The sequence below is a fragment of the Aeromonas sp. PrichA-15 genome, assembly GCF_017939245.1.
Lineage (GTDB): Bacteria > Pseudomonadota > Gammaproteobacteria > Enterobacterales > Aeromonadaceae > Aeromonas > Aeromonas caviae.
This window is the reverse complement of the sequence record NZ_JAGKRH010000043.1, coordinates 1-26,020: the sequence shown is the minus strand read 5'-3', so window position 1 is coordinate 26,020 and position 26,020 is coordinate 1. Positions and strand designations below refer to the sequence as shown.

Here is a 26,020-nt window from a genome sequence, read left to right as displayed (position 1 = left end):
AGGTTGGCGGAGTTGCGGGGCTGCATAGGCGTCATGTTCATAGAAAAACGCCCCAGGCCATCGAGACCCAGGGCGGTGAAGATATCAAAGACCCGTTTTCCGGTAAATCGCAATGCGGCTCCGCTTAAGTGAACAGCATTGCGCCGGCTGGCGGGCTTTTTCATCATCTGACGGGCCTGGGTGTTGCTATCGGCCCTTGCGCTCCGGCCACCTGGGTGACCCGATGGCAGGTCTCAGCCCTTGAGCTCCAGCACGGTGGTGAAGCCTCCGAAGATCATGCGGGCGCCATCAAACGGCATGGTCTGGTGCAGGGGATTGGCGGGGTCCATCCTGGGGTCCTGCATCATCTTGCCCATGGCGTCGTCCCGCACCGCCTTGCTCGGCCACTCCACCCAGGAGAAGACCACGGTTTCATCCTCCCTGGCCGCCACCGCCCGGTAAAAGTCGGTCTGCTTGCCGTGGGGCACGTCGTCCCCCCAGCACTCCAGCACCCGGGTGGCACCGTATTCGAGGAAGATGGGGTCAAACTGCCCCGCATGATCGATCAGGGCCTGCTTGTTGGCCGTCGGCACGGCGAGCACGAATCCGTCCACGTATGACATCAGAGGTTCCTCCTGTGAGTGAGGATCTCAGCATAGCAGCCGCCCATCAGCCCGCGCTCTGCACCGCCCCGCGCAGCCAGCCATCACAAAGAGACCAGCCGCTCCAGATCGCTGCGGGTCAGGCGCTTGCTGTCCACCTTCACGTAGAGGGAGTGTTCCTCGCGCACCAGCAGCACGTCGCTTACCCCCTCGCAGGCGCGTATCCGCTGCTCCAGGGCCGGGGTGGCCTCGACCCCTTCCGGCAGCACGATGCGCAGGCTGCTCACATAGGGGGGCTCGGCCATGGTGAGGCTCACCCCGAGCCAGGCGAGGGCCAGGGCGGCGCAACCGCCAAACACCAGGGGGCCGCCCCCCAGGCTGTAGAGCAGGCCGCCGAGACTGCCGCCGATGGCAACCCCGAGGAACTGACTGGTGGAGTAGACCCCCATGGCGGTGCCCTTGTAGCCCGGCGGGGACTCCTTGCTGATGAGGGACGGCAGCAGCGCCTCCATCACGTTGAAGCCGATGAAGAAGAGCTGCAACCCGGCGAGCAGACCCCACAACTGCTGGCCGCTCTGCCAGAGCACCAGCTCGGCGGCCAGCATCACCACCACGCACCCGATGAAGACCCGCTTCATCTGGCGGTGCTTCTCGGCATAGATGATGAAGGGCACCACGCTCACGAAGGCGATCAGCATGGTGACCAGATAGGCCTGCCACTGGCTGTCACGGGGCAGGCCCGCACGTTCCAGCAGGGGCGGCAGGGCCACGAAGCTCGACATCAGCAGGGTGTGGACGCAGAGGATGCCGAGGTTGAGCTTGAGCAGGCGAGGGTTGGTGAGCACGGTACGAAAGCTGCCTCGCACCATGGCGGACTCGCGATTTTGCAGGTGGGCCGCCGGGGTCGGCACCACCCAGAGCACCATGGCGATGGCGGCCAGGGCCAGCAGGGCGATGAGCCAGAAGAGGCCGGACAAGCCCAGGGCATGGGTGATGAGTGGGCCGGTCACCATGGCGATGGCGAAGGTGATGCCAAAGCTCACCCCGATGAAGGCCATGGCCTTGGTGCGGTTCTGCTCCCGGGTGAGATCCGACAGGAGCGCCATGACGGCGGCGGAGATGGCGCCGCTCCCTTGCAGGGCGCGCCCGACGATGACCCCCCAGATGGCGTCGCTCAGGGCGGCGATGACGCTGCCAAGGGCAAACATCAGCAAGCCGCCGACGATGAGGGGCTTGCGCCCCACCTTGTCGGAGAGCAGGCCGAAGGGGATCTGGAACAGGGCCTGGGTCATGCCGTAGATGCCGATGGCAAGCCCGATGAGCGCCTCGGAGGCGCCCGCCAGGGACATGCCGTAGGTGGTCAGCACCGGCAGCACCATAAACATGCCGAGCATGCGCAGCGAGAAGACGGAGCCGAGCGCCCAGGTCGCGCGTCGCTCGCCCCTCGTCATGGTGAAATCATTCATGAGGGCCTCGATGAGTCAAAAAGAAGAGGAAAAGAAAGGGGTGACAGGCGCCCGGCCGCCCCCGAAAAATCGGCGATGCCCCTCGCAGGGCGGCGCCCATAATAGCAGAGCCGGGAAGATTCCCGGCTCTGGATTTCATGCATTTCAGGGGTGCAGTTCACACTATCAGGGCAGCATGCTCACCAATACAGGCGCTGCGTCCGGCTGGAAGTCCACCGACATCATCACGCTCAGGCAAGTAATGGTGACGATGGAGAACATGAACAGCTTGCGCGCCCAGAGGGAGTCGTCCACCGCCGCCTTGTAGCCCGACAGCGCCATCCCCAGCCACCAGACGCTCACCGCGGTGGCCACCACCAGATACTTGTAACCGGCGTAGCCGCCGAGGAACAGCATCAGGGTCGGCACCATGAACGCCAGGATGTAGAGGGTGATGTGGAGCTTGGCCACCGGGATCCCCTTCACCACCGGCAGCACCGGGATGTTGGCGGCCTGGTAGTCCTTGAAGCGGAAGATGGCGATCGCATAGGAGTGCGGCATCTGCCACAGGCTGAAGATCGCCAGCAGGATCAGGGCCCCCGAGTCGAACTGCCCGCTCACCGCGCAGTAGCCGATGACCGGCGGCGCGGCGCCGGAGAGGCTGCCGACCAGGGTGCCATAGACCGAGTGGCGCTTCATGTAGAGGCTGTAGACCCCCACATAAACCAGGAAGCCCAGCACCGCCAGCAAGGCGGCCAACGGATTGGCCGCAAAGTAGAGCAGTGCAATGCCCGCAACGCCCAGCGCCGTCGCATACCAGAGGGAGACACCGGGGGCGATGAGCCCCCGCACCAGGGCGCGGTTCTTGGTGCGCTCCATGATGCAGTCGATGTCCCGGTCGATGTAGTTGTTGAACACGCAACCGGAGGCCACCACCAGTGACACCCCCACCATGGTCAGGATGAACAGGGGCACATCCAGGCTCCCCTTCGAGGCCAGCAGGAATCCCCCGATAACCGAGATGAGGTTGCCGAAGATGATGCCCGGCTTGGTCACTTGCAGGTATTGCTTCATCATCATCAACCCGCTCAGTGAACCATCATGTTGATGTTGAGGTTGTACATGATCCACAGGGAACCCACGACCACGATGGCGATGATGAGCACGGTAAAGACCAGTGCCACCAGGTTCCAGCGCTCCTCGGAGGAGGTGTTCATGTGCAGGAAGTAGACCAGGTGTACGAAGATCTGCACCACCGCCATGGCCACCACGGTGCCGAGCACCACGGCGTGGGAGGCGGAGCCGTCCATCACCATCCAGAACGGCACGGCGGTCAGGATGAGTGACAGCACGAAGCCGATCATGTAGGACTTGACGCTGCCGTGGCTGGCGCCGTGATTGTCAACGGAATGACTCATTTACATGACCCCCATCAGATAGACCACGGTGAAGACGCAGATCCATACCACGTCGAGGAAGTGCCAGAACAGGCTCAGGCACATCAGGCGAGTGCGGTTGCGCTCGGTCAGCCCCTTCTTGGTGATCGACACCATCATCACGATGATCCAGACCAGGCCGCTGGTCACGTGGATACCGTGGGTCCCCACCAGGGTGAAGAAGGCAGAGAGGAAGCCGCTGCGATCCGGGCCCGCCTCGTGCACGATCAGGTGATGGAACTCGTAGATTTCCATCGCGATGAAGCCGGCACCCAGCAGGAAGGTGACGAACAGCCAGGTGTTGACCGCCGCGACCTTGTTCTTGTTCATGGCCAGCATGCCGAACCCGAAGGTGATGGAGCTCAGCAGCAGCAGCATGGTTTCGGCGAACACGAACGGCAGTTCGAAGATGTCCTTGCCGGTGGGGCCGCCGGCAGTGCCGTTGACCAGGACTGCATAGGTCGCGAACAGGGTCGCGAACAGGATGCAGTCACTCATCAGGTAGATCCAGAAACCGAATACCTTGGTGGCACCGGCATCGTGGTGCCCATCCTCATGGGCACCGTGAGAGTGATGTAGTACGTCAGTCGCCATGGAATTAAGCCACCTTGTTGATGTTGTCGAAATGCTGACCTTCGATGCGCTCGATCTCGTCAACCTGTACGTAGTAGTCCACATCGTCGTTGAAGCTGTGGATGATCCAGGTGGCGATCATGCCGATGAAGCCGGCGATGGCCATCCACCAGATGTGCCAGATCATGGCAAAGCCGAACACCACGCTGAAGGCGGCGATGATGACACCGGCACCGGAGTTCTTCGGCATGTGGATGGGGGCATACTGGGCAGGCTTCTTGTAAGCGCTGCCGTCAGCCTTGGCTTCCCAGAAGGCGTCCAGACCGGTGACCTTCGGCTCGATGGCGAAGTTGTAGAACGGCGGCGGAGAGGACGTCGCCCACTCCAGGGTACGGCCACCCCAGGGATCGCCGGTCAGGTCGCGGTTCTTCTCGCGGTCGCGGATGCTGACCACGATCTGGATGACCTGGCACAGCACGCCCAGGGCAATCAGACCGGCGCCGCAGGCGGCGACCACCAGCCAGCCGTGGAACTCGGGATCGATGTTCTGGCTGACACGACGGGTCATGCCCATGAAGCCCAGCACGTAGAGCGGCATGAAGGCCACGAAGAAGCCGGTGATCCAGCACCAGAAGGCACGCTTGCCCCAGACGTCATCCAGCTTGAAGCCGAACGCTTTCGGGAACCAGTAGGTGATACCGGCGAAGCAGCCGAACACCACGCCGCCGATGATGACGTTGTGGAAGTGGGCGATGAGGAACAGGCTGTTGTGCAGCACGAAGTTGGCGGCCGGCACGGAGAGCAGTACCCCGGTCATGCCACCCACGGTGAAGGTGATGATGAAGCCGACGGTCCACAGCATGGGCGAGGTGAACTCGATACGACCGCGGTACATGGTGAACAGCCAGTTGAAGATCTTCACCCCGGTCGGGATGGAGATGATCATGGTGGTGATGCCGAAGAAGGCATTCACGTTGGCGCCGGACCCCATGGTGAAGAAGTGGTGCAGCCACACGATGAACGACAGCACGGTGATCGCCACGGTTGCCCACACCAGGGAGGTGTAACCGAACAGCTTCTTCTTGCAGAAGGTCGCCACCACTTCGGAGAAAATCCCGAACACCGGCAGCACCAGGATGTACACCTCGGGGTGACCCCAGGCCCAGATCAGGTTGATGTACATCATCATGTTGCCACCCATGTCATTGGTAAAGAAATGGGTACCCAGGTAGCGGTCTGCGGTGAGCAGGGCGATGGTGACGGTCAGGATCGGGAAGGAGGCGATGATCAGGATGTTGGCACACAGGGCGGTCCAGGTGAAGACCGGCAGGCGCATCATGGTCATGCCAGGGGCACGCATGCGGATGATGGTGGCGAAGAAGTTCACACCGGTCAGCAGGGTCCCCAGACCCGAAATCTGCAGACTCCATATCCAGTAATCGACCCCGACCCCGGGACTGAACTCCAGCCCCGACAAGGGCGGATAGGCCAGCCAGCCGGTCTGGGCGAATTCACCGACCCCGAGGGAGACGTTGATCAGCACCACGGCCGCGGCGGTGAACCAGAAGCTCAGGTTGTTCAGGAAGGGGAAGGCCACGTCACGGGCACCGATTTGCAGCGGCACCACGATGTTCATCAGACCGATCACCAGCGGCATGGCCACGAAGAAGATCATGATGACGCCGTGGGCGGTGAAAATCTGGTCGTAGTGATGGGCGTTCAGGTAGCCTTCGCCACCCCCGGAGGCGATGACCTGCTGGCCACGCATCAGCACGGCGTCGGCAAAGCCACGCAGCAGCATGACCATGCCCAGAATGAGATACATGATACCGAGGCGTTTGTGGTCGACCGAGGTCAGCCACTCTTTCCACAGATATTGCCACTTGCCGTAGTAAGTGATGAGACCGGCGATGGCCAGGCCCCCCAGAATGATACCGGCTATCGTGACCATGATGATGGGTTCATGGTACGGAATAGCCTCGAGTGTCAATTTTCCAAACATCGATTATTCCTCGGATCCTGCTTTCACACTCTTGTCGGCCGACATGGCCATGTGTCCGGCATGGGCGTCATGGTTCATGGCCTGGTTCTCCATGGCGTCCTCTTGCGAGGCCTCATGGTTCATCCCTTCGTGGTCCATGGCACCCGCTTTCGGGGCGGCGTCATGGTTCATGGCCTCGTGGTTCATGCCCTCGTGATCCGCAGAGCCCGCAGCCGGGGTGGCGTGACCACCATGGGACATGCCGCCCATGAACTTGTTGATGATGTTGACGAACAGCTTGGGATCAGCGCTGGCGAAGTACTCCACCGGGTGGTTTTCGCTCTTCTTGGCCAGGGCATTGAACTCATCCATGGTGCTCAGGGCCTTGGAAGAGGCCTTCACCTTGGCTACCCAGGCGTCGAAACCGGCTTGGTCCTGGGTCGCGATGGCCTTGAACTTCATGCCGGAGAAACCGGCACCGCTGTAACCGCCGGAGATGCCCTTGTACTCGCCCGCCTCGTTGGCAATCAGGTGCAGCTTGGTCTGCATGCCGGCCATGGCGTAGATCTGGCCGCCCAGTTGCGGGATGAAGAAGGAGTTCATCACGGTGTCGGAGGTCACCCGGAAGTTGACCGGGGTGTTGACCGGGAAGGCCAGCTCGTTGACCGACGCAATGCCCAGCTCCGGATAGACGAACAACCACTTCCAGTCCAGGGAAATGACATCCACCTGAACCGGTTTGACGTCCGATTCCAGCGGCTTGTAGGGGTCGAGGGAGTGGGAAGTTTTCCAGGTGATCACCGCCAGGATGACGATGATGATGACGGGTACAGTCCAGACGACTGCCTCAATCTTGTTGGAGTGGGCCCAGTCCGGCGCATAGGTGGCACTGGTGTTGGACGCTCGGTATTTGTAGGCGAACGCCACCGCCATGACAATCACGGGCACCACCACGATCAGCATCAAGCCGAGTGCGGTGAGTATCAGTGACTTCTGCTCCATACCGACCTGCCCCTTGGGGCTCATCAGTGCCATGTCGCAGCCACTCAGCAAGCTGGCGGTCGCGAGCAGCAGCAAAGCGCCCAAGCCCCTCTTCACATCAAAGAGTCTCATGCAATGTCCTCATCTTTTGAAGGCTTATTGGTATAAAAAAATGCAGCATTTTATTGCATCAGACCGGCATGTGAACAACATGAAAAATTAATCCCAAAAATGTTCAAAAGGTGATGGAAAGCAGTATCAGATGTTAATCCCTTGACAATGACCAATTTATTCAAGTTACACCGCGGCAATTCATCTTCCGTTAATCTCTCGCGCCACCAAAAGTGACCACCAATTAACCAAAAAGATCCATCTGGTCTGTTTTTAACCCGCCATTGCGATCAAAAAAGAGCCATACAGCCCCTTTTCGACTCACAGGTCATTTTTCCACACCTTGATCTGGATGGGTATTTTTCGGGGAAAATTAAAAAAATAATTAATCAAACGAATGTATGATTAACTTCCCATCCCCCGACAACGGTCGCAACCCCTGGCGTCAGAAGGCACACTTCGTAACAAAACGGGCCCTTGTGCGGGCCCGTTGACAATCGTTTTCTCTCCCTCCCTCGGAGTCAGGAGTGATCATGTTCCATCCGGGTCGCCACGGCGATCCGGTTCCAGGCGTTGATGGTAACCACCTGCACCAGACACTGGGCCAGCAGGGTTTCCCCCAGTTGGGCCAGCGCCGCCCCATAGGTCTGCGCCGTGAGCCCCTTGTCGGCGATCAGGGTCACCTCGTCGGTCAGGGCCAGCACCGCCCGCTCCCGGGCGTCGAACAGCGGCGACTCCTGCCAGGCGGCCAGCGCCAGCAGACGCTGGGCGCTCTCCCCGTGCTTCATCGCCACGTCGGCGTGCATCTCGATGCAGTAGGCGCAGCCGTTGATCATGGAGGCGCGCAACTTGATGAGCTCCTTGAGCGACAGGGGAATGTCGGTGCCCCCGAGGTAGGACTCAAGGCCCATCATGGCCGAGACGGCGGCGGGCACCTGGTTGGCGAGCTGGATACGGTGTGACATGGCGAGACTCCTGTGATGGACCCCGGATGGGGCGGTGAGCCGATTGTTCACTTTTTCATTGTTGATTAGAATATCGTCATAACCTGCAACAGTTTTGCGTTTATCGCAAAGGTGAATCCATGCTGGATCGCATCCGCATCCTGGCCCAGGTGGTGGAATCGGGCAGTTTCTCCCGTGCCGCCCACGCCCTCAACCAGGCCCCCTCCTCCGTGACCCGTGCCATCGACGCCCTGGAGCAGCAGCTCGGGATCCCGCTCTTCAAGCGCAGCACCCGCCAACTGGTGCTGACCGAGCAGGGCGCCTATTTTCTCGCCCGCTCCCTGCCCCTGCTGGAGGAGGCGGATCAGCTGGTGCAATCCCTGCAACCCCTCTCGGTGGCGCCAGAGGGGCCGCTGCGGGTCTCGGTGTTCGAGAGCTTCGGCGCGTCCTGGCTCTCTCCCCGCCTGCCCGACTTCCTCGCCCGCTACCCCGGGGTGCGCCTGGAGGTTGCGCTGGACAACCGCATGGTGGATCTCGATGCCGAGAACGTGGACGTGGCGGTGCGCATCGGCAAACCCGCCGACAGCAGCCTGCACACTCGCCATCTGCTCACCAACCGCTCGCTGCTGGTCGCCTCCCCCGCCTATCTGGCCCGCCATGGCGAACCCGCCCATCCCGCCGAGCTGGCCCACCACAACTGCCTCATTCGCGGCCATGGGCGCCAACGCCAGCACTGGTACTTCCAGCAGGGCACGGAGCGCGAGAAGGTGGCGGTGCAGGGCAACCTCGCCTCGGTCGGGGGCACGCCCCTGCACTGCGCCGCCCTCGCGGGGTGCGGCGTGCTGCTGCTGTCGAGTTGGATGGTGCAGCAAGGCATCGACGAGGGCACCCTGCTGCCGCTGCTGCCAGAGTGGCTCGCCTCCCCCTACGAGGATCGCCAGGACGAGATCCACGCGGTGTTTCGTGGCGGCCGCTTCCTCAAACCCCAGACCCGCGCCTTCATCGACTTTCTGGTCGAGGCGATCAGGCCCCTGCAAGGGCCGCGCTGACCGCAACAGAGCCTCCTGGCGAAACGCTGAAAACGCAGACGCCGGGCACAGGGCCCGGCGTCTGGAAATGAGGGTCGCCACGGCGACCGCTCAGCGTGATTTTCGCCCGTCAGGGCTTGGGGAGAGCCCCCGGTAATCCCCGTAGGGGAAGATGTTGCGCAGGCGCTGGGCCACGGGCTCGGGGATGGAGCGGGAGAAGACCAGCCTCACCCCGTTGCCGTCCCGCAGGCCCAGGATGCGTCCGCGCACCGGCTCATGGTGCAGGATCTGGGTCGCCTGGGTCACAAAGCGCGGCGGCACCGAGCCCCGCTTCACCACCACCTTGCCCGGCGCGAGCCGGACCTCGAAAAGGGCGCCGCGCCCCAGCGTCATCAACCACCCGATCAGGGCTATCGCCACCAACAGAGACAACCAGGCCATTGCGTCTTCCTCCCGTCAACCCGATATTCGCCAGTATAACCGGGGGCGCCTCACCATGACCCGGCCGCCATCACGCTTTCACTCACTGCCGGGCCTTATCGGCGCCCCTTGCCCCAGGCCACCAGGGTATCCCGATAGAGGGCGAGCAAGGCCTGATCCCGCACCGCGACCCCGACCTGCTGGGCCGGGCAGTCGGCCCACTCGTCATGGGGATGGCGGGTGTCGTCAAATTTTTGCAGGGTATGGCCGATGGCGGGCCCCTCGGTGATGACCCGCACCGGCCCCTTGCGCAGGGTGAACAGCGCAGGATCGATCACATAGGCGATGGCGGAGGGATCGTGCACATGGCACCCCGCCATGCCGATGCGCTCGGAATAGAAGCGCAGGTAGAAGCGGCTGACATCCCACAGGAAGCGGCCCGGCTCCCCCGCATCGTCCCGCAGGGCATCCAGATAGTCGGCGGTGAAGATGCTCTGCTGGGTGACGTCGAGCCCGATGATCACCAGGGGCCAGGGGGCGGTGAAGACCCGGTCCGCCGCATCGGGATCGTCGTGGATATTGGCCTCGGCATAGGGGGTCACGTTGCCGCGATGGCCGTTGACGCCAAAGGCACCGCCCATCACGACCACTTCTTTCACCAGGGCGGCTACTTCGGGGGCCGCCTCGAGCGCCAGCGCCAGGTTGGTGAGGGGACCGATGGTCACCAGGGTGATCTCGCCGGGATGGGCCTTCACCGTCTCGACGATGTATTGCCAGGCCGGGCGGGGATCCGGGATGAGGGTCACCTCCCCCGCCTGGACGTCGCCAAAGCCGCTCGGGCCGTGCACCACCGTCGTCGGCCCCACGGGCTCGCGCAGCAGCGGCGCGGCGGCGCCCCGGGCCACGTCCGCCTTCATGCCATATTTTTGCTTGAGCCAGAGGGCGTTGCGGGTGCCATTTTCGATGGTGGCATTGCCAAACACCGTGGTGATGGCGAGCAATTCGATGGCAGGGTGCGCCTCGGCAAACAGAATGGCCATGGCATCGTCGATGCCGGGATCGGTATCCAGAATGATCTTGTGGGTCATGGGTCCTCCGTGAAACGAGCTGCCAGTGTAGCGGGCCGCCGCCGCTTTGACAGCACCGGGATCACAACCTCGGGGTTTCCTTTGCATCAGGCATGATGGCGGGAGCGCTCGCCCTTGGGGTCAGGGCAGGGTCACTCGGAAGGGGCGACCACGGCCTCCTCTCCCCTGGCGGTGCGTTTCAGTTGCCCCATGAATTGCTTGAAATGGGGGAGAAACCCCTTGAACAGCTCCTCTTTGCGATGCTGCATCATGACTTCGCCAAACAGCTTCAACCCGACGATAAACGCCTGATGTCCCTGCTCCGACATGGCCAGCTTCCCCTTGCTGAGCGCCAGGATGGCAAAGATGTCGTCGTGATTCTGGCAGTCGAACTGCAACGGGGGCACCTCGCGGTCCAGCGCCTGGACCTGTACACGATAAGTGTGTGGCATCTTTCATCTCCTCTCGGGCTGGGCTTTTGCCCATATGGTTGATAAAATCAATTAAACCCTTTTAAGTTGACTTTATCAACCATGAAGTTGTCAAACCGCCTCTTCCGGATCCTCGATCAGTACAAAATCGCCATGACGCAGCATTTCCGGGCACAGCAGATCGCCCTTAGCCCCCTCCATTACAAGGTGCTGCAACTGATCCATGCGCTGGATCCCGCCACGCCGCAGCTAATCGCACAGCGGTCTGGCCGCGACAAGGCGCAGGTGACGCGCCTGCTGCAGGAGATGGAGAAACAGGGGCTCATCGAGAAGCGGCCCCATCCCACTGACAGACGCAGCATCTGTCTGGCCTTGACCCCGCTGGCCTGCGAGCGGGTCAACCAGGGGGAGCAGGAGGCCGCACGGCTCGACGAACGGCTGTGTTCCCTGCTGACGCCGGCGGAGATAGCGCAGTTGCAGCAACTGCTGGACAAGATAGAAAAAGGGCTTGAGTCGACCGATTAGGGTCAGCGTCAGGGGATCCGCTGCCTGATTTGTGGCCAACCAGCGCGGCCTGTGCTGGCGGCGCCTTGTGAGCCACTCCCGGAGATGGTATCACTGGCCCCACTCTCCCCTTCCCGCCGAGGCGCCATCGTGATCACCCTGATTAAAGAGTCCGACCAGTTGAAAATGCCCTGGAAGAACAGGCAGGGCACCACGGCCCAGATCCTGATCTCCCCCCCTGGTTCGACCCTGGACAAGCTCGACTTTGACTATCGGCTGAGCTCGGCCCCCATCAAGGAAGCGGGGAGTTTCTCCCGCTTTCCCGGCTACCAGCGCATCCTGCTGCCCGTCAGCGGTGCCGGTTTCGTGCTCAACGGCCACCCCTACGCCACCTTCGAGGCGGCCCACTTCAGCGGGGATGACGAGACCCGCTGCGAGCTGCTGAAAAAAGAGGTGACGGATCTCGGGCTCATCTACCACCCGGCGCGCATCAGCGCCAACGTGCGGGTGCTGAACCTGCCCTTCCCCCTCAGCCTCACCCTGGAGGCGGACAAGTGCTACCTCTGCCACCTGCTGGAGGGTCAGCTCACCGTGCAGGGACAGCAGGTCGCACCGGGCGAGACCCTGGTGGTGCAGGGGGAGGAGAACATCCGCTTCGAGTGCGGCAAGAAGACCACCCTCGCCTTCTTTACCCTGCAGCCCAAGCAAGCCGCCGTTTAACGCCGGGGGGCACGGCCCCCGCTGTCGAGGCAGGCCTGCATGGTGTCATAGGGGGTATAGTGCCTGGTGCGGCTGTAGTAGGTGCCGCCCTTGGGGTGACAGATGCCGCTCCGGCTCTTCTTCACCGGGGGCTCGGCGGCCAGCGCGATGGCACACAACAGCATCAGGCAACAGCCAAGCATCCATTTCACTGCGTTCATGCTCTCTTTTCCGAAGGGGCGTAGGCGGGCCACTGGCCCATTTGCGACCTATTCTACGCCGCTCATCCCCTTGCCACCCCAGACCAGATCATGAAAGCACCGCGACGCAGCGCAAGCGAAGACAAAAAAGCCGGGACCTTCCCGGCTTTTGCTTGTACTGGCGGCGACACGGTCCTTGGCACTACCCCACCTTGAAGCTGCCCTTCATCAGGGCGAAGTGGCCCGGGAAGGAGCAGAAGAAGGTGAGATCCTTGCCCGCCAGGCCGTCGGTCTTGAAGGTAACGCTGGTGCTCTCGCCGCCCCCCACCAGCTTGGTGTGGGCCAGGATCCTGGGGTCATCCTTGGGCAGGTAGTCGTGATCGACCCCGGCGCTCATGCCGGCGGTGGCGATGGCCTGATAGTCGGCGGTGTTGGCCAGCACCCAGTTGTGGCCCATGTTGGCCACCGGCAGTTTGCCCGTGTGATTGAGGGTCACCGTCACCTCCTTGCAGGTGGCCGGCACGCTCATCGCCGTCTGGTTGAACTGCATGGCGTCATTGCCTTCGATCACCAGTGCGCACTCGTCGGCCAGGACCGGGGTGGCGAGGGAGCCAAGAAGCAGCAGGGTTAACACCTTTTTCATCACGTTCTCCTTTGATTGACGAAGGATGACAGCATAGGCATCTCGCCCCCGTGGGCGCGACCCGCAAAGATGCTGTCAGGATCGATCTTCATTATATTCAAATGTCACCGAAGGACGACCGCTTTTGGGCCAGCCTGAGGGCCCGGTCACTTCTTTTCTCCCGACCCCGGGCCCAAAGCGGGTTGCTCACATCCCCGTCCCGCTTAATTATTTGCGGCCTTCCCGCCCACGGCCACTCGCCAACACCGCAGCCGTTGGCTAAGCTGCTCCCCCGTCGATGACTCCCGCGAGAATGAGAGATGAAGTTCCCCTTTGCGCCTGCGCTGGCGCGCACCCTGCTGCTCTCCCTGATCCTGCTGCTTGGCGCCTGCCAGCCGGCCCCGACCCAGACCCGCATCCAGGGCAACACCATGGGCACCTATTATGCGGTGACCCTGAGCGACCCCTTCCCCGGCGGACAGGAGGCACTGCAACAGGAGGTGGAGGCGCTGCTGGCACGCCTGAACAAGGAGATCTCCACCTATGATCCGGGCTCCCTCATCTCCCGTTTCAATCAGGGAACGGGGCTGCCCCCCCAGGTCATCCCGGCCACCATGGCGAAGATTGTGCAACAGGGCATTGACGCCGCACACCTCACCCGGGGGGTTCTCGATGTCACCGTGGGCCCCCTGGTCAATCTGTGGGGATTCGGGCCGGACAAGCGCCCGGTCAGGCGGCCCAGCGCAGAGCAGATCGCCAAGGCGCGGGAGCGGGTCGGCATCGACAAGCTCACCCTGACCCCCGAGGGGGATCACTTCCTGCTCGGCAAAGCCATCCCAGATCTCTATCTGGATCTCTCCACCCTGGGCGAGGGGGCGGCCTCCGACGAGATAGCCGGGCTGCTGGAACAGAAAGGGGTCCACAACTACCTCATCGAGGTGGCGGGGGCGGTGCGCAGCAAGGGGCACAACGACAAGGGCAATCCCTGGCGGGTGGCCATCGTCGAGCCCTCGGACAGACCGGGCGCCATCGAGGATGTGGTGACCCCGAACGGCATGGCGGTGAGCACCGCCGGCAGCTATCGCAACTATTACGAGCTCGACGGCAAGCGCTACTCCCACATCATCGATCCTGCCACCGGCGAGCCCGTGACCCACAAGCTGGTCTCCGCCACCGTCATCACCCCCACGGCCCTGGAGGCCGATGCCCTCGACACCGCCCTCATGGTGATGGGCCCCGAGCGGGCGATGGCCTTTGCCAGGGAGCACAAGCTGGCGGTCTATCTCATCGAGAAGACCGCCACGGGCTTTGCCGCCAACCACACCCCCGAGTTTGCTCCCTATCTGGTGCGCAAGCAGCCCTGAATGACGAGGCCCCGCACAGTGCGGGGCCTCGTTCACTGACCGCCTATTCGATGGGGATGCGGTGGGGCGCTGGGCTGGCCGCCTGCTTGGGCAGGCGCAGGGTGAGGATGCCGTTGTCAAAGCGGGCGCTCACCTGCTCTGGCGACACCTCCACCGGCAGCTCGACGCTGCGCGACACGCTGCCATAGTAGCGCTCGCTGCGCAGGGCCCGTTCATCCTTGCTCTGGCTGTCAAACTGGCGGATCTCCGCCTTCAGGGTCACCAGCTTGCCGTGCACGTCCACGTGGATGTCCTCCTTCGCCACCCCGGGCAATTCCGCCAGCAGCAGGTAGTCATCCCCGCTCTCCCGCAGATCCAGCTTGATCTGGCTGGGCAACGGGTCCCCGTGCAGGGGGCGGATGTAGAAGCCGGAGGCCATGTCGTGGAACAGGTCATCAAACAGGCTGGTGCGACTCGGTAGCAAACTCATCTGATCCCTCCTTGTGAGCGGGCAAGGGAGCAGACGGGCACCCTGCCCTCTGCTGCCTCCCGCATGCTGACGCTCTTCAAGTCTAAAAACCGGGACAGCGCCTGCCAGTGCCAACTCGCCTTCCATTGACCGGGATCAAAGGCAAGACACCCTTTTTTTCACCCAAGGTCTGCGGGAAAAACCGGGGGGCCTCCCCATGTGCAATTGCCTGCCTGCGGACTTTGGTGGCACACTTCTCCCACCAGCCCGTAGCGCCTTGATGCCAGACAGATGCAGACACCGGACTCCGTACCCGAGAAGAAACCCCAGCCCAAGCCCAAGCGCATCCTGCTGGTCAACGAACAGCGTTCCTTCCAGATGATGATGAAGGCGATGCTGATCAACATCGGCATCAACCGCATCACCTACACCAACTCCGCCGACGAGGCGCGCCGCCGCTGCCAGAAAGAGAGCTTCGACATCTATCTGCTCGACTATGAGCTGGGGGCGGGCGAGAACGGCCGCCAGTTGCTGGAAAGCCTGCGGGATCAGCAACTCATTCCGCCCCAGAGCGTGGTGATCATGGTCAGCAGCGACGGCTCCCGCGCCATGGTGCTGAGCGCGCTGGAAGCCGAGCCCGACGAATACCTGATGAAGCCCTTCTCCCAGGAGCAGTTCTCGTTTCGTCTCAAACGCGCCCTCGCCCGGCGCCAGGCGCTGGAGAGCGTCTTCAGCGCCCTCACCCGGGACGATCTGCCCGCCCTGGTGGAGGCCTGTGCCAAACAGGCGGACGCAGTGCCCCGCTTTGCCAACTTCTGCCGCTGCCTGCAGGCCGACACCCAGCTCAAGCTGGGCCAGGCCAAGGAGGCCCGCAGCCTGATGCGCCAGCTGCTGGCGGGGCAGGAGAACAGCTGGGCTCGCCTCACCCTGGGCAAGGCGTGCCATACCCTGGGTCTGCACGAGGAGGCGGTGAGCCACCTGCAAGCCACCCTGAAACACACCCCCCTGATGGTGGAGGCCTACCTCTGGCTCGCGGAGTCCCTGCTGGCGCTGGGCAATGACGAGCAAGCCCAGCAGGAGCTGCGCCGGGCGGTGGACATCTCTCCCCAGTCGGTGCAGCTCTCCCGCCGTCTGGCGGAGGTGTGCCTGCAACGGCACGACTACGCCCAGGCCAAGGACGTGCTGCTCGCCCTCATCGACTTGTCGCGCAACTCCATCCACCGCACGCCGCATTATCTCGGGGCCTATATCCAGACCCTCACCTTGTACGCCCTCAACAGCAACGACGGCTACCACATCGCCAACCTGCAAAAGCAGGTGAACTCCGCCCTGTCGCGCATCCGCGACTCCCTGATGATGTCGGAGTTCAACTACCCGGTGTTCGAGCAGATCTGCCAGGCCCGGGTGCGCATCGCCCTGGGGGAGCTGCTCAAGGGCAAGAAGATGCTCTATCGCGCCAACCAGAACTGGCTGGACGAGCCCGCCACCATGCCTCCGGCTCTCCTTGGCGAGACCATACTCGCCCTCTATCAGCTCGGGGAGTTCGAGTACGCCGAGAGCCTGCAACCCCTGCTGGCGGAGGATGAGGATCGGCTGCTCACCACCTGCATCCAGGTAACCCGGGATGACAAGACGGTGCAGGAGCGGCGCCAGCGCTATCAGCAGCTCAACGATCTGGGCATCAAGGCCTATCAGGCCGGAGAGCTGGAGCAGGCCCTCGGCCACTTTCGCGAGGCCCTGCGCCGGGCGCCCGCCAATACCGGCGCCGCCCTCAACAAGATCCAGGTGCTGCTGCAACTCATGCAGAAGAACCGCAAGAGCCCGGAGTTTGGCGCCGAGTGCAAGGAGACCCTGGAGGTGCTGGAGGGCATCCCCCTCAACCCCGCCCAGCAGGAACGTTTTCGCAAGCTGCGCCAGGAATATCATCAGCACAGCTGATATCCCCCCTCCTCCCCTCACCTATGCTGATACTGACTCAGGGAAGGGAGGGGCAACACCATGGCAATGTGCCGATACCTGGTGGCCGATGGCCGCCACTGCACCGAAGAGGCAGGGGATCATGATCTCTGCCGCTGGCACGACCCCGCTGCGGCCCACAACACCCCTGATACCGCCGAGGCGCTGGAGCGCTATGTGCGCCAGGGAGGCCTGTGCCACGGCCTGCAACTGGCCCGCGCCGAGCTGGCGGATCTCAACCTGGTGAACAGGCAGGGTCCGGAGGGATTCTTGCTGGAGCAGTGCAACCTCTATCGCGCCAACCTGCGAGGTGCCCATCTCTACGGCATTCGCATCAAGGGCGGCAGCCTGATGAAGGCCGATCTGAGCGAAGCGAACCTCCACTGCGCCACCCTCGACGACGTCAACCTGCTCGGCATCCGCTGGAAGAACACCCGCCTCGACAACCTGGAGACGGGCAAGCGGCTGATGCAGGACAGAAAGGGGCGCCGCGAGCGGGACCCGGCGCAGGCCCGCGTCTGGTTCAAGGAGGCGGAGGAGACCTACCGGGATCTGCGCAAGGCCTCGGAGGCCCAGGGCATCTTCACCATGTCCGGTCGCTACATCCAGCAGGAGCTCACCATGCGCCGCCTGCAGATGCCGTTCTGGTCCTACCGCCGCTTCGCCTCCTGGATAGTGGATCTCTTCTGCGGCTACGGCGAGGCCCCCATGCGGGTGGTGCTCTTCTCCCTGCTGCTCATCGTCATCTGCAGCATTTTTTACTTCTTCTGCGGCCTCAACTTCGCGGGCACCCACCTCATCTATCGCCCGGACGCCCCCCTGGAGCAGAACGCCATCTTCCTGATGGAGTGCCTCTACTACAGCGTGGTGACCTTCACGACGCTGGGGTATGGGGACTTCACCCCGGTGGGGTTGTCGCGGATCTTCGCCGCCTTCGAAGCCTTTACCGGCAGCTTCACGCTGGCACTGTTCGTGGTGGTGTTTGTCAAGAAGATGACCCGCTAGAAACCTGTCCACGATCTTGCTGGAAAGCCGCTTCCAAGGCTCATATGCTGCTCGCTTATGTGTCGCCAGGCGCTCCCATGTATACATATGCACTCAGGTTCCTCTGCTGCGCGTCACCTTGCTGACAGACTCTCGCGACAGATCGTGAACAGATTACCGAGCCGCTGCGCCAGTCACAGCCCCCGAACTTGCATCCATCGCGGATTCCTAGTCCAATAAGCGACGAACAAAAACGACATGAGCACCTCGAACATGAAGATCATCTCTTTCAATATCAATGGCCTGCGCGCCCGTCTTCATCAGTTGCAAGCCCTTATCGACAAGCACCAGCCGGACGTGATCGGCCTGCAGGAGATCAAGGTGCACGACGAAGCCTTCCCGGTCGCGGATGTGGAGGCCATGGGCTACCACGTGGTCTTCCACGGCCAGAAGGGGCACTACGGGGTCGCCATCATGAGCAAGCAGGCTCCCATCGAGGTGCAAAAGGGTTTCCCCACCGATCCGGAAGATGCCCAGCGCCGCATGATCATGGCCAGCTTCAAGCGGGAAGACGGCTCCGTCATCAAGGTGATGAACGGCTACTTCCCCCAGGGGGAGAGCCAGGATCACGAGACCAAGTTCCCGGCCAAGCAGAAGTTCTATGAAGACCTGCAGCACTACCTCGAGACCCACCACACCCCGGACGACCAGATAGCGCTGATCGGGGATATGAACATCTCCCCCACGGATCTCGACATCGGCATCGGCGAGGCGAACCGCAAGCGCTGGCTGCGGGATGGCAAGTGCTCCTTCCTGCCCATCGAGCGGGAATGGATGGAGCGCCTCAAGGGGTTCGGCCTCACCGACACCTTCCGCGCCGCCAACCCCACCGAGTGCGAGCGCTTCTCCTGGTTCGACTACCGCTCCAGGGGCTTTGACGAGAACCGGGGCCTGCGCATCGACCTCATCATGGCCTCCGACGCCCTCAAGGACAAAGTGACCGAGACCGGCATCGACTACGAGCTGCGCGGCATCGAGAAACCCTCGGATCACGCCCCCATCTGGACCTGCTTCGCCTGATCCCCACGCCAGGCTAGCCCTCGCCAAAAGAACCTGCCCCCGCCCATGCGGGGGCTTTTTTTGTTCACTGCCCCGCCCTTTTTTAATCCATGTCAATTCCCAGGCAGACGGCGCTTGCCAGGCCTTGACCTTCTCCTTTCGGCAAGGTTTAGATTCGGCCCATCCGTCACAGGGAAGCCACCCATGTTGTCATCGAGATTGCCCACCACGTTCATCGCCCGGCTGTTGCTGGGGCTGATGCTCGTCTGCAATCTCACCCTGTGCATCGGCTGGCATGGGGCGGCCACCGCCCTGCCAAGTGACGCATCCGCATCCATCCTGGCTCCGGCGCAGTCCCCCCTGTCTCATGGACTGCACCAGAGCGAGCCTGTGCAGCACTCCGCCATGCACCAGGCCGACACAGCCTCCCTCTCCTGCCACGGCGGCCCCCAGAGTGAGGCGGCCCCGCCCGGGGAGGAGTGCCAGATGCAGAGCGGCCTCTTCAGCGCCACCAGTGCGCCGCCCCTGCTCGGCCTGCTGCTATCACTGCTGCTGCTTCCTCTGCTGTTGCTCCCTTCGTGGGGTGTCGCCCCCCTGCTGGACAACTGGTTGCGGGACCCCTTCCTGCGCCTGCGTGGTACCCACCCCCCCTCCTGGCCGCGCCGACACCTGATGTTGTCGGTGCTGCGCCACTAGAAAGCGCTTCTCTCGCGGCAACAGCAAGCCTCGGCTTGCCCGTTTTCTGCCGCCTTGCCTGACCCTGCGCCCTGGCCAAACCGGCCCGCTCGCAGGGAGCCGTGCGCGCTGACACAGCTGCGCCCCGTTTGCCGCCTCGTGGTGATGCCCTGCCCGCGCGCACCACCACACTGGCGGCCTGACAGAAGAGAAGAGATACCATGTCATCCACCCCCGTTACCCGGTCTGCCTGTGCGCAGCCGTGCCAGCCCTCCCTTCGCCTCCCGCGCGCCGGAGGCTTGTCATGAACAAGACACTGTTGATGTCCGCCCTGCTGCTGGCCCTCGGCGCCGGTGGCGGCTACTGGGCCGCCAAACAGACCACAACTGGCACTGCAGCCAAGGAGAAGACGCCCCTCTACTGGGTCAACCCCATGGATCCCCGCGACAAGCGCGACGGCCCCGCCAAGGACAACATGGGGATGGACTTTATCCCCGTCTATGAGGAAAAACAGGGCGGCTCGCCGGGCACAGTCACCATCAGCCCCGAGATCCAGCAGAATCTTGGGGTGCGGCTCGCCAAGGTGGAGAAGCTGCCCATCCACCAGCAGATCGAGACGGTGGGCTACGTCGGCTATGACGAGGACCGGCTGGAGGCGGTCAACGCCCGCATGGCAGGCTGGATCCGCACCCTCGCCATCAAGAGCGAGGGGCAGCAGGTGAGCAAGGGGAGCCTGATTTACGAGCTCTACGCCCCGGATCTGGTCAACGCCCAACACGAGTATCTGCTCGCTCTCAACACCGCCAACCCCCTGCTGCTGCGCGCCGCCGAGGGCAAGCTCAAGTCCCTGCAGGTGCCGGCGGATCAAATTGCGACCCTCAAGCGCAGCCGACAGGTGCAGGAGACGGTGCGCATCTATGCCCCGAGCAGCGGCTATGTCTCCGAGCTGAAGGTGCGCGAAGGCCAGTATGTGGAGCCCGCCGCGGCGCTCTTTAACATCAGCACCCTCAAGCAGGTGTGGGTGAGCGCCGAGGTGTTCGAGCGCCAGGCGGCCCAGCTGAAGGTGGGGGATCCGGTCACCATGACCCTCGACTATGCCCCCGGCCGCCACTGGCAAGGCCGGGTCGATTACCTCTACCCGACCCTGGATGCCGCCACCCGTACCCTCAAGGTGCGGCTGCGCTTCGCCAACCCGGACGAGTTTCTGAAGCCCAATATGTTTGCCAAGGTGAGCATTCGCACCGGGCAGGGAGAACCCCGGTTGGTGGTACCGAGCGAAGCGGTGATCCGCACCGGCAGTCAGGATCGGCTGGTGCTGGCACTGGGGGATGGCAGCTTCAAGTCGGTGGCCGTCACTCTGGGCCCCCAGTTTAGCGACAAGGTGGCCATCAAGGCAGGGGTAGAGGCTGGGGACAGCATCGTCAGCTCGGCCCAGTTTCTGCTCGACTCCGAATCGGCCATCGATTCGGACTTCCAGCGCATGACGGCGGTACGCCCCGCTCAGGTGTGGACCCAGGGCGAGGTTGAAAGCATCGATCTGGCCAACCGTACCCTGATGGTCTCCCACCAGCCCATCCCCGAGTGGCAGTGGCCCGCCATGGAGATGGAGTTCACCGTGGCCGAGGGGGTCGACATGAGCAAGCTGGCCGAGGGACAGACCCTGCACCTGCAGGTGATGCAGGAGGGGGATGAGTACCGCATCACCACCATCCATCAGGAGCAAGCGCCGACAAGCGGCGACACAGCCAAGCCAGCAACGGATGAGATGCAGAAGATGGAAGGCATGGAGCATAGCCAGCATCAGATGGCGATGCCCGAGATGGAGAAGAAGTCATGATCCCTGCCATCATTCGCTGCCTGACAGGCAACCGCTCTCCGCTCTCTGCACCCAATGAGCAAGGAGCCCAACCATGATCCCCTCGATTATTCGCTGGTCCGTGGGCAACCGCTTCCTGGTGCTGCTGCTGACCCTCATGCTCACCGCCTGGGGGCTCTGGTCGGTGAAGCAGACCCCGGTGGACGCCCTGCCGGATCTCTCCGACGTCCAGGTGATCATCAAGACCTCCTACCCCGGCCAGGCGCCCCAGGTGGTGGAGGATCAGGTGACCTACCCGCTCACCACCGCCATGCTGGCGGTGCCGGGCGCGACCACGGTGCGCGGCTACTCCTTCTTCGGCGACTCCTTCGTCTACGTGCTGTTTGACGACGACACCGACCTCTACTGGGCCCGTGCCCGGGTGCTGGAGTACCTGAGCCAGGTGGCCCCCAACCTGCCCGCCTCCGCCCGCCCCCAGCTCGGCCCCGATGCCACCGGGGTGGGCTGGGTCTACCAGTACGCCCTGGTAGACAGAACCGGCAAGCATGACCTGAGCGAGCTCACCTCCCTGCAGAACTGGCTGCTCAAGTTCGAGCTGCAGACGGTGGAGGGCGTCTCCGAGGTCGCCACCGTGGGCGGCATGGTGCGCCAGTATCAGGTGCGGGTCGACCCGGACAAGCTGCGCGCCTACGGCATCCCGCTCTCCCTCATCGAGACCGCCATCAAGCAGGGCAACCAGGAGACCGGCGCCTCCGTCATCGAGATGGCGGAAGCGGAGTACATGGTGCGCTCCAACGGCTATCTGAAAAGCGTGGAGGACTTAAAACATATTCCCCTCGGCACCACTGTGCGCGGCGCCCCCCTGCTGCTGGGGGATGTGGCGGATGTGGTCACCGGTCCCCAGAGCCGGCGCGGCCTGGCCGAGCTCAACGGCGAGGGGGAAGTGGTGGGCGGCATCATCGTCATGCGTTACGGCGAGAATGCCCAGCACACCATCGACGGGGTCAAGGCGCGGCTGGCCGAGCTGAAGAGCAGCCTGCCGGAGGGGGTGGAGATCGTCACCGTTTACGATCGCTCCGACCTTATCCAGCGCGCCATCGACAACCTCTCCGGCAAGCTGGTGGAGGAGTTCGCGGTGGTGGTGCTGGTCTGCCTCGCCTTCCTGTTCCACCTGCGCTCATCCCTGGTGGTGGTCATCTCCTTGCCCATCGCCATCCTGACCGCCTTTATCGTGATGCACCTGCAGGGGATCAACGCCAACATCATGTCCCTCGGCGGCATCGCCATCGCCATCGGCGCCATGGTGGATGGCGCCATCGTGATGATCGAGAACGTCCACAAGCACATGGAGCGGGAGGCGCTCACCGACAAGAACCGCTGGCGCATCATCACCGAGGCGAGCATAGAGGTCGGGCCCGCCATCTTCTTCTCCCTGCTGATCATCACCATCAGCTTCCTGCCGGTGTTCGCGCTGGAGGCGCAGGAGGGGCGGATGTTCCACCCCCTCGCCTACACCAAGACCTACGCCATGGCCGCCGCGGCCGGGCTCGCCATCACGCTGGTGCCGGTGATCATGGGCTACTTCATCCGTGGCAAGGTGCTGGCGGAGCAGGCCAACCCGCTGAACCGTGGCTTAAGCCAGGCATATGTGCCTTTGCTCAAGGCCGTCTTGGCCCGTCCGAAAACCACCCTGGCCATCGCCGCCGTGGTAACGGTGGCGGGCTTCTGGCCGCTCAAGTACCTGGGCTCCGAGTTCATACCGCCGCTCGACGAGGGGGACATCATGTACATGCCCACCACGGCGGCCAATATCTCGGTGGGCAAGGCGCGGGAGATTTTGCAGCAGACCGACAAGCTCATCCGCACCGTGCCCGAGGTGCAGAACGTGTTCGGCAAGGCAGGCCGCGCCGAATCGGCCACAGACCCTGCGGATCTCGTGATGATGGAGACCAGCATCCAGCTCAAGCCCAAGGATCAGTGGCGCCCCGGCATGACCCCGGAGAAGCTCAAGGAGGAGCTCGACTCCCTCATCCGCTTCCCCGGTCTCACCAACGCCTGGGTCCCCCCCATCAAGACCCGCATCGACATGCTGGCCACCGGCATCAAGACCCCGGTCGGCATCAAGATCGCGGGGCCGGATCTCAAGGTGATCCAGCAGCTCGGCCAACAGCTGGAGCAGATCGTCGGCAAGGTGGAGGGCGCCTCATCGGTCTACGCCGAGCGGGTGGCCGGTGGCCGCTATGTGAAGGTGGACATCGACCGGCTGAAAGCGGCCCGCTACGGCCTCAATATCGCCGACGTGCAGGCGGTGCTCGCCACCGCGGTGGGCGGCATGGAGGTGGGCCAGACCATCGAGGGGCGCGAGCGCTACCCCATCAACCTGCGCTACCCCCAAAGCTATCGCGACTCGGTAGCCAGCCTGGAACTGCTGCCGCTGGTGACACCGAGCGGGGCGCGCATCGCGCTGGCGGACGTGGCACGGGTCTACATCAGCGACGAGGCCCCCATGCTGCGCAGTGAAAACGCGCGCCTCAACGGCTGGGTCTACATCGACATTCGCGGCCGCGACATCGGCTCTTTTGTGACAGAGGCCAAGGCCGAGGTGGGCAAGCAGCTGGTGCTGCCGGCGGGCTACGCCCTCACCTGGTCCGGGCAGTACGAGTACATGGAGCGGGCCAAGGCGCGCCTCGCCTACGTGGTGCCATTGACCGTCGCCATTATCGTGCTGCTGCTCTATCTGGCGTTTCGCCGCTTCCAGGAGGTGCTGCTCATTCTCACCACTCTGCCGCTGGCGGTAGTGGGCGGGATCTGGACCCTCTGGCTGCTCGACTTCAACCTCTCGGTGGCGGTCGGGGTGGGCTTTATCGCCCTGGCCGGAGTGGCGGTGGAGACCGGCGTCCTGATGCTGGTCTACCTCAACCACGCCTGGGATGACCTCGTGGCCTGTGGCAAGCCGGACCAGGCGGGCCTGCACCGGGCGGTGATCCACGGCGCCGCCCTGCGCCTGCGCCCCAAGATGATGACGGTAGTGACCATCATCGCCGGCCTGCTGCCCATCATGTGGAGCCAAGGCACCGGCTCCGAGGTGATGCAGCGCATCGCCGCCCCCATGATTGGCGGCATGGTGAGCGCCTTAGGTCTGACCCTCTTGGTGCTGCCCGCCGCCTATTACCTGTGGCGCAGCAGCAACCTGCCTGCTTATCAACAATCCGAATGACCCGATTTCCCAACCCTTTTCGACTGAACGATTGAAGGAAAACACCATGAACTACAAGACGCTGACCCTGACATTGCTGCTGGGCCTTGCCACCCACACCAGCCTGCAAGCCGAGGAGATGATGAACCATGCCGGCCACGACATGGGCCAGATGAGCCAGATGGAAGGCATGAACGAGATGGGCGAGATGGCGATGACCCAGGGGGTCATAAGCCGCATCAACGCGGCCAACGGCAAGGTCGGCATCAAGCACGAGGCGATCGACAACCTCAAGATGCCAGCGATGACCATGGTCTTTCGGGTGGCCGATCCGGCTCTGCTCCAGGATCTGAAAGTGGGGGATGCGGTGCGCTTTCACGCCGAGAACCCAGCCGGCAAGCTCACCGTGACAGCCATCCAGAAACAGTAAACAGACTGATTTCAATAAAAGACGGCGGGATCATCCCGCCGTCTTTATTTAGGCGCTGTCCCAGTTATGTGTTGAAAGGCTAACCTTGAAGTAGGTCATCACCCTGAGGGCCTCCATCATGGATACCCAAGCCTTTCAACATCTACTCTCTCTCTTCCCACTGCTCACCTTGCGCCAGCGTCGTCTCGCGCAACATGAACTCGCCGCCCCTCACCCCATCACCTCGTTAGCCACCCAACTCCCCCCTTGCCAATGTTGCCCTCACTGCCAGGCCGAGGCCGCGCAGTTGGCTCCCTGGGGCTGGAGTCGAGGACTGCGTCGCTATCGCTGCAAGCAGTGTCTGCGCACCAGTTCCGTTCTCACCAAGACGCCGCTGGCCCGACTTCGCAAGGCACAGTGCTGGGAAGACTATGCCCAGGCCCTCATCGACGGGCTGACCGTCCGACAGGCTGCCGTCCGCTGCGGAGTCTGTAAAAACACCGCCTTTTTGTGGCGTCACCGCTTCCTGAAAGCCATGGCGAGCCACCAGGCGGTACGGGAAGAGGGTATCGTCGAGGTCGATGAGACCTTCTTCCTGGAGTCGTTTAAAGGGCAACGTGGTTTGCCCCGCCCGGCCCGCCATCGTGGGGGCAAAGGCCGTACCCGAGGCACAGGGTCGGATTACATCCCGGTGATGGTGGTTCAGGACCGGGCTGGCCACCATGCGGATTTTCAGTTGGAGAAAATGAATGCCGAGACGGTGATAGCGGTTTTGGCACCCCTTGTCTCGCCAGATGCGGTGTTGTGTAGCGATGGCGCCGGGGTGTATGCCAGTTTCAGCAAAGCGCAGGGAGTGACCCATCAGGTCGTGCGTAATCGTCAAGGCGAGCGCGTGGTTGGCGCCTACCACATCCAGCATGTGAACGGGTACCACAGGCGGTTGAAAGGTAAGTATTCACCGGAACAGTATTGACACAGGAAAAATGAGACGATCGTCTCTTGATCCCACTTTCCTGCTTGCTTGATCCTGCTCCTTAGATACGCTCCCCCCATGAGCAAAAACACCATGCATTCCGCGGGAATGCCCACC

General features: G+C 63.0%; 25 protein-coding genes and 1 pseudogene. 12 read left to right on the top strand and 14 right to left on the bottom strand.

Going from position 1 to position 26,020, the window contains the following annotated elements; all coding sequences use genetic code 11:
• Positions 1 to 233: 233 nt before the first annotated feature.
• The 8 genes from J9889_RS07555 to J9889_RS07520 all read right to left on the bottom strand — a co-directional run bounded on the left by J9889_RS07555 (position 234) and on the right by J9889_RS07520 (position 8,073).
• On the bottom strand, positions 234 to 602 hold the full coding sequence (locus tag J9889_RS07555) for a DUF1428 domain-containing protein (protein ID WP_010673687.1): 369 nt from the start codon (positions 600 to 602) through the stop codon (positions 234 to 236).
• 83 nt (positions 603 to 685) lie between these two features.
• Positions 686 to 2,047, bottom strand: a complete 1,362-nt coding sequence (locus tag J9889_RS07550) for an MFS transporter (RefSeq protein ID WP_041213223.1) — start codon at positions 2,045 to 2,047, stop codon at positions 686 to 688.
• A gap of 165 nt (positions 2,048 to 2,212) precedes the next feature.
• Positions 2,213 to 3,106, bottom strand: a complete 894-nt coding sequence (gene cyoE, locus J9889_RS07545; RefSeq protein WP_010673685.1) for a heme o synthase — start codon at positions 3,104 to 3,106, stop codon at positions 2,213 to 2,215.
• An 8-nt stretch (positions 3,107 to 3,114) separates the two neighbouring features.
• Positions 3,115 to 3,444 (bottom strand): cytochrome o ubiquinol oxidase subunit IV, encoded by a 330-nt coding sequence (locus tag J9889_RS07540; protein WP_010673684.1) that lies wholly within the window; start codon positions 3,442 to 3,444, stop codon positions 3,115 to 3,117.
• Complete coding sequence (locus tag J9889_RS07535) at positions 3,445 to 4,140, bottom strand: cytochrome o ubiquinol oxidase subunit III (RefSeq protein ID WP_080560441.1); 696 nt, start codon at positions 4,138 to 4,140, stop codon at positions 3,445 to 3,447.
• Positions 4,061 to 6,037 (bottom strand): cytochrome o ubiquinol oxidase subunit I, encoded by a 1,977-nt coding sequence (gene cyoB / locus J9889_RS07530; protein ID WP_041211612.1) that lies wholly within the window; start codon positions 6,035 to 6,037, stop codon positions 4,061 to 4,063. The genes J9889_RS07535 and cyoB overlap by 80 nt, the downstream gene beginning before the upstream one ends.
• Positions 6,038 to 6,040: 3 nt before the next feature.
• Positions 6,041 to 7,129 carry a cytochrome o ubiquinol oxidase subunit II gene (gene cyoA, locus J9889_RS07525; RefSeq protein WP_080767819.1) on the bottom strand — a complete coding sequence of 363 codons (1,089 nt, stop codon included), beginning with the start codon at positions 7,127 to 7,129 and terminating at the stop codon, positions 6,041 to 6,043.
• A 500-nt stretch (positions 7,130 to 7,629) separates the two neighbouring features.
• Entirely contained in the window at positions 7,630 to 8,073 is a 444-nt protein-coding gene (locus J9889_RS07520; RefSeq protein ID WP_210556245.1) for a carboxymuconolactone decarboxylase family protein, read from the bottom strand.
• A gap of 119 nt (positions 8,074 to 8,192) precedes the next feature.
• Here J9889_RS07520 and J9889_RS07515 point away from each other — a divergent pair, with 119 nt between their 5' ends.
• On the top strand, positions 8,193 to 9,101 hold the full coding sequence (locus J9889_RS07515; protein WP_210556244.1) for a LysR family transcriptional regulator: 909 nt from the start codon (positions 8,193 to 8,195) through the stop codon (positions 9,099 to 9,101).
• Positions 9,102 to 9,191: 90 nt separating this feature from the next.
• Here J9889_RS07515 and J9889_RS07510 read toward each other — a convergent pair whose 3' ends face one another.
• The 3 genes from J9889_RS07510 to J9889_RS07500 all read right to left on the bottom strand — a co-directional run bounded on the left by J9889_RS07510 (position 9,192) and on the right by J9889_RS07500 (position 11,019).
• Entirely contained in the window at positions 9,192 to 9,521 is a 330-nt protein-coding gene (locus J9889_RS07510) for a DUF3634 family protein (RefSeq protein WP_039039207.1), read from the bottom strand.
• A 95-nt stretch (positions 9,522 to 9,616) separates the two neighbouring features.
• A complete protein-coding gene (locus J9889_RS07505) occupies positions 9,617 to 10,588 on the bottom strand; it encodes a nucleoside hydrolase (protein WP_102948684.1) in 972 nt (323 codons plus the stop codon).
• 131 nt (positions 10,589 to 10,719) lie between these two features.
• Positions 10,720 to 11,019: a DUF3861 domain-containing protein gene (locus J9889_RS07500; protein ID WP_210556239.1), complete on the bottom strand. Its 300-nt coding sequence runs from the start codon at positions 11,017 to 11,019 to the stop codon at positions 10,720 to 10,722.
• An 81-nt stretch (positions 11,020 to 11,100) separates the two neighbouring features.
• Between J9889_RS07500 and J9889_RS07495 the strand changes: the two genes are divergently transcribed.
• Entirely contained in the window at positions 11,101 to 11,523 is a 423-nt protein-coding gene (locus J9889_RS07495) for a MarR family transcriptional regulator (RefSeq protein ID WP_050498310.1), read from the top strand.
• A 129-nt stretch (positions 11,524 to 11,652) separates the two neighbouring features.
• Complete coding sequence (locus J9889_RS07490) at positions 11,653 to 12,222, top strand: HutD family protein (RefSeq protein WP_103244535.1); 570 nt, start codon at positions 11,653 to 11,655, stop codon at positions 12,220 to 12,222.
• Here J9889_RS07490 and J9889_RS07485 read toward each other — a convergent pair.
• Entirely contained in the window at positions 12,219 to 12,422 is a 204-nt protein-coding gene (locus J9889_RS07485) for a hypothetical protein (RefSeq protein WP_039039209.1), read from the bottom strand. The genes J9889_RS07490 and J9889_RS07485 overlap by 4 nt on opposite strands.
• Before the next feature lie 181 nt (positions 12,423 to 12,603).
• A complete protein-coding gene (gene azu / locus J9889_RS07480) occupies positions 12,604 to 13,044 on the bottom strand; it encodes an azurin (protein ID WP_043155526.1) in 441 nt (146 codons plus the stop codon).
• A 299-nt stretch (positions 13,045 to 13,343) separates the two neighbouring features.
• Between azu and J9889_RS07475 the strand changes: the two genes are divergently transcribed.
• On the top strand, positions 13,344 to 14,387 hold the full coding sequence (locus tag J9889_RS07475) for an FAD:protein FMN transferase (RefSeq protein WP_109112448.1): 1,044 nt from the start codon (positions 13,344 to 13,346) through the stop codon (positions 14,385 to 14,387).
• A 43-nt stretch (positions 14,388 to 14,430) separates the two neighbouring features.
• On the opposite strand, the gene J9889_RS07470 is transcribed toward J9889_RS07475, so the two are convergent.
• Positions 14,431 to 14,856 (bottom strand): Hsp20/alpha crystallin family protein, encoded by a 426-nt coding sequence (locus J9889_RS07470; RefSeq protein WP_182957780.1) that lies wholly within the window; start codon positions 14,854 to 14,856, stop codon positions 14,431 to 14,433.
• Between the two features lie 270 nt (positions 14,857 to 15,126).
• Here J9889_RS07470 and J9889_RS07465 point away from each other — a divergent pair, with 270 nt between their 5' ends.
• From J9889_RS07465 to J9889_RS07430, 8 genes and pseudogenes are all read left to right on the top strand, one after another.
• Complete coding sequence (locus J9889_RS07465; protein WP_010673669.1) at positions 15,127 to 16,773, top strand: response regulator; 1,647 nt, start codon at positions 15,127 to 15,129, stop codon at positions 16,771 to 16,773.
• 60 nt (positions 16,774 to 16,833) lie between these two features.
• Positions 16,834 to 17,796: an ion channel gene (locus J9889_RS07460; protein WP_029314056.1), complete on the top strand. Its 963-nt coding sequence runs from the start codon at positions 16,834 to 16,836 to the stop codon at positions 17,794 to 17,796.
• Positions 17,797 to 18,048: 252 nt separating this feature from the next.
• Positions 18,049 to 18,855, top strand: a complete 807-nt coding sequence (gene xthA / locus J9889_RS07455; protein WP_210556237.1) for an exodeoxyribonuclease III — start codon at positions 18,049 to 18,051, stop codon at positions 18,853 to 18,855.
• 183 nt (positions 18,856 to 19,038) lie between these two features.
• A complete protein-coding gene (locus J9889_RS07450; protein WP_210556235.1) occupies positions 19,039 to 19,530 on the top strand; it encodes a hypothetical protein in 492 nt (163 codons plus the stop codon).
• Positions 19,531 to 19,813: 283 nt separating this feature from the next.
• Positions 19,814 to 21,346, top strand: a complete 1,533-nt coding sequence (locus tag J9889_RS07445; protein ID WP_210556233.1) for an efflux RND transporter periplasmic adaptor subunit — start codon at positions 19,814 to 19,816, stop codon at positions 21,344 to 21,346.
• Positions 21,347 to 21,419: 73 nt separating this feature from the next.
• Positions 21,420 to 24,542 (top strand): efflux RND transporter permease subunit, encoded by a 3,123-nt coding sequence (locus J9889_RS07440; RefSeq protein ID WP_210556232.1) that lies wholly within the window; start codon positions 21,420 to 21,422, stop codon positions 24,540 to 24,542.
• 46 nt (positions 24,543 to 24,588) lie between these two features.
• Complete coding sequence (locus J9889_RS07435) at positions 24,589 to 24,951, top strand: copper-binding protein (protein WP_041205372.1); 363 nt, start codon at positions 24,589 to 24,591, stop codon at positions 24,949 to 24,951.
• Positions 24,952 to 25,069: 118 nt separating this feature from the next.
• Positions 25,070 to 25,876: pseudogene (locus J9889_RS07430) on the top strand (IS1595-like element ISAeme10 family transposase); the annotation flags it as partial.
• Positions 25,877 to 26,020: the final 144 nt, after the last annotated feature.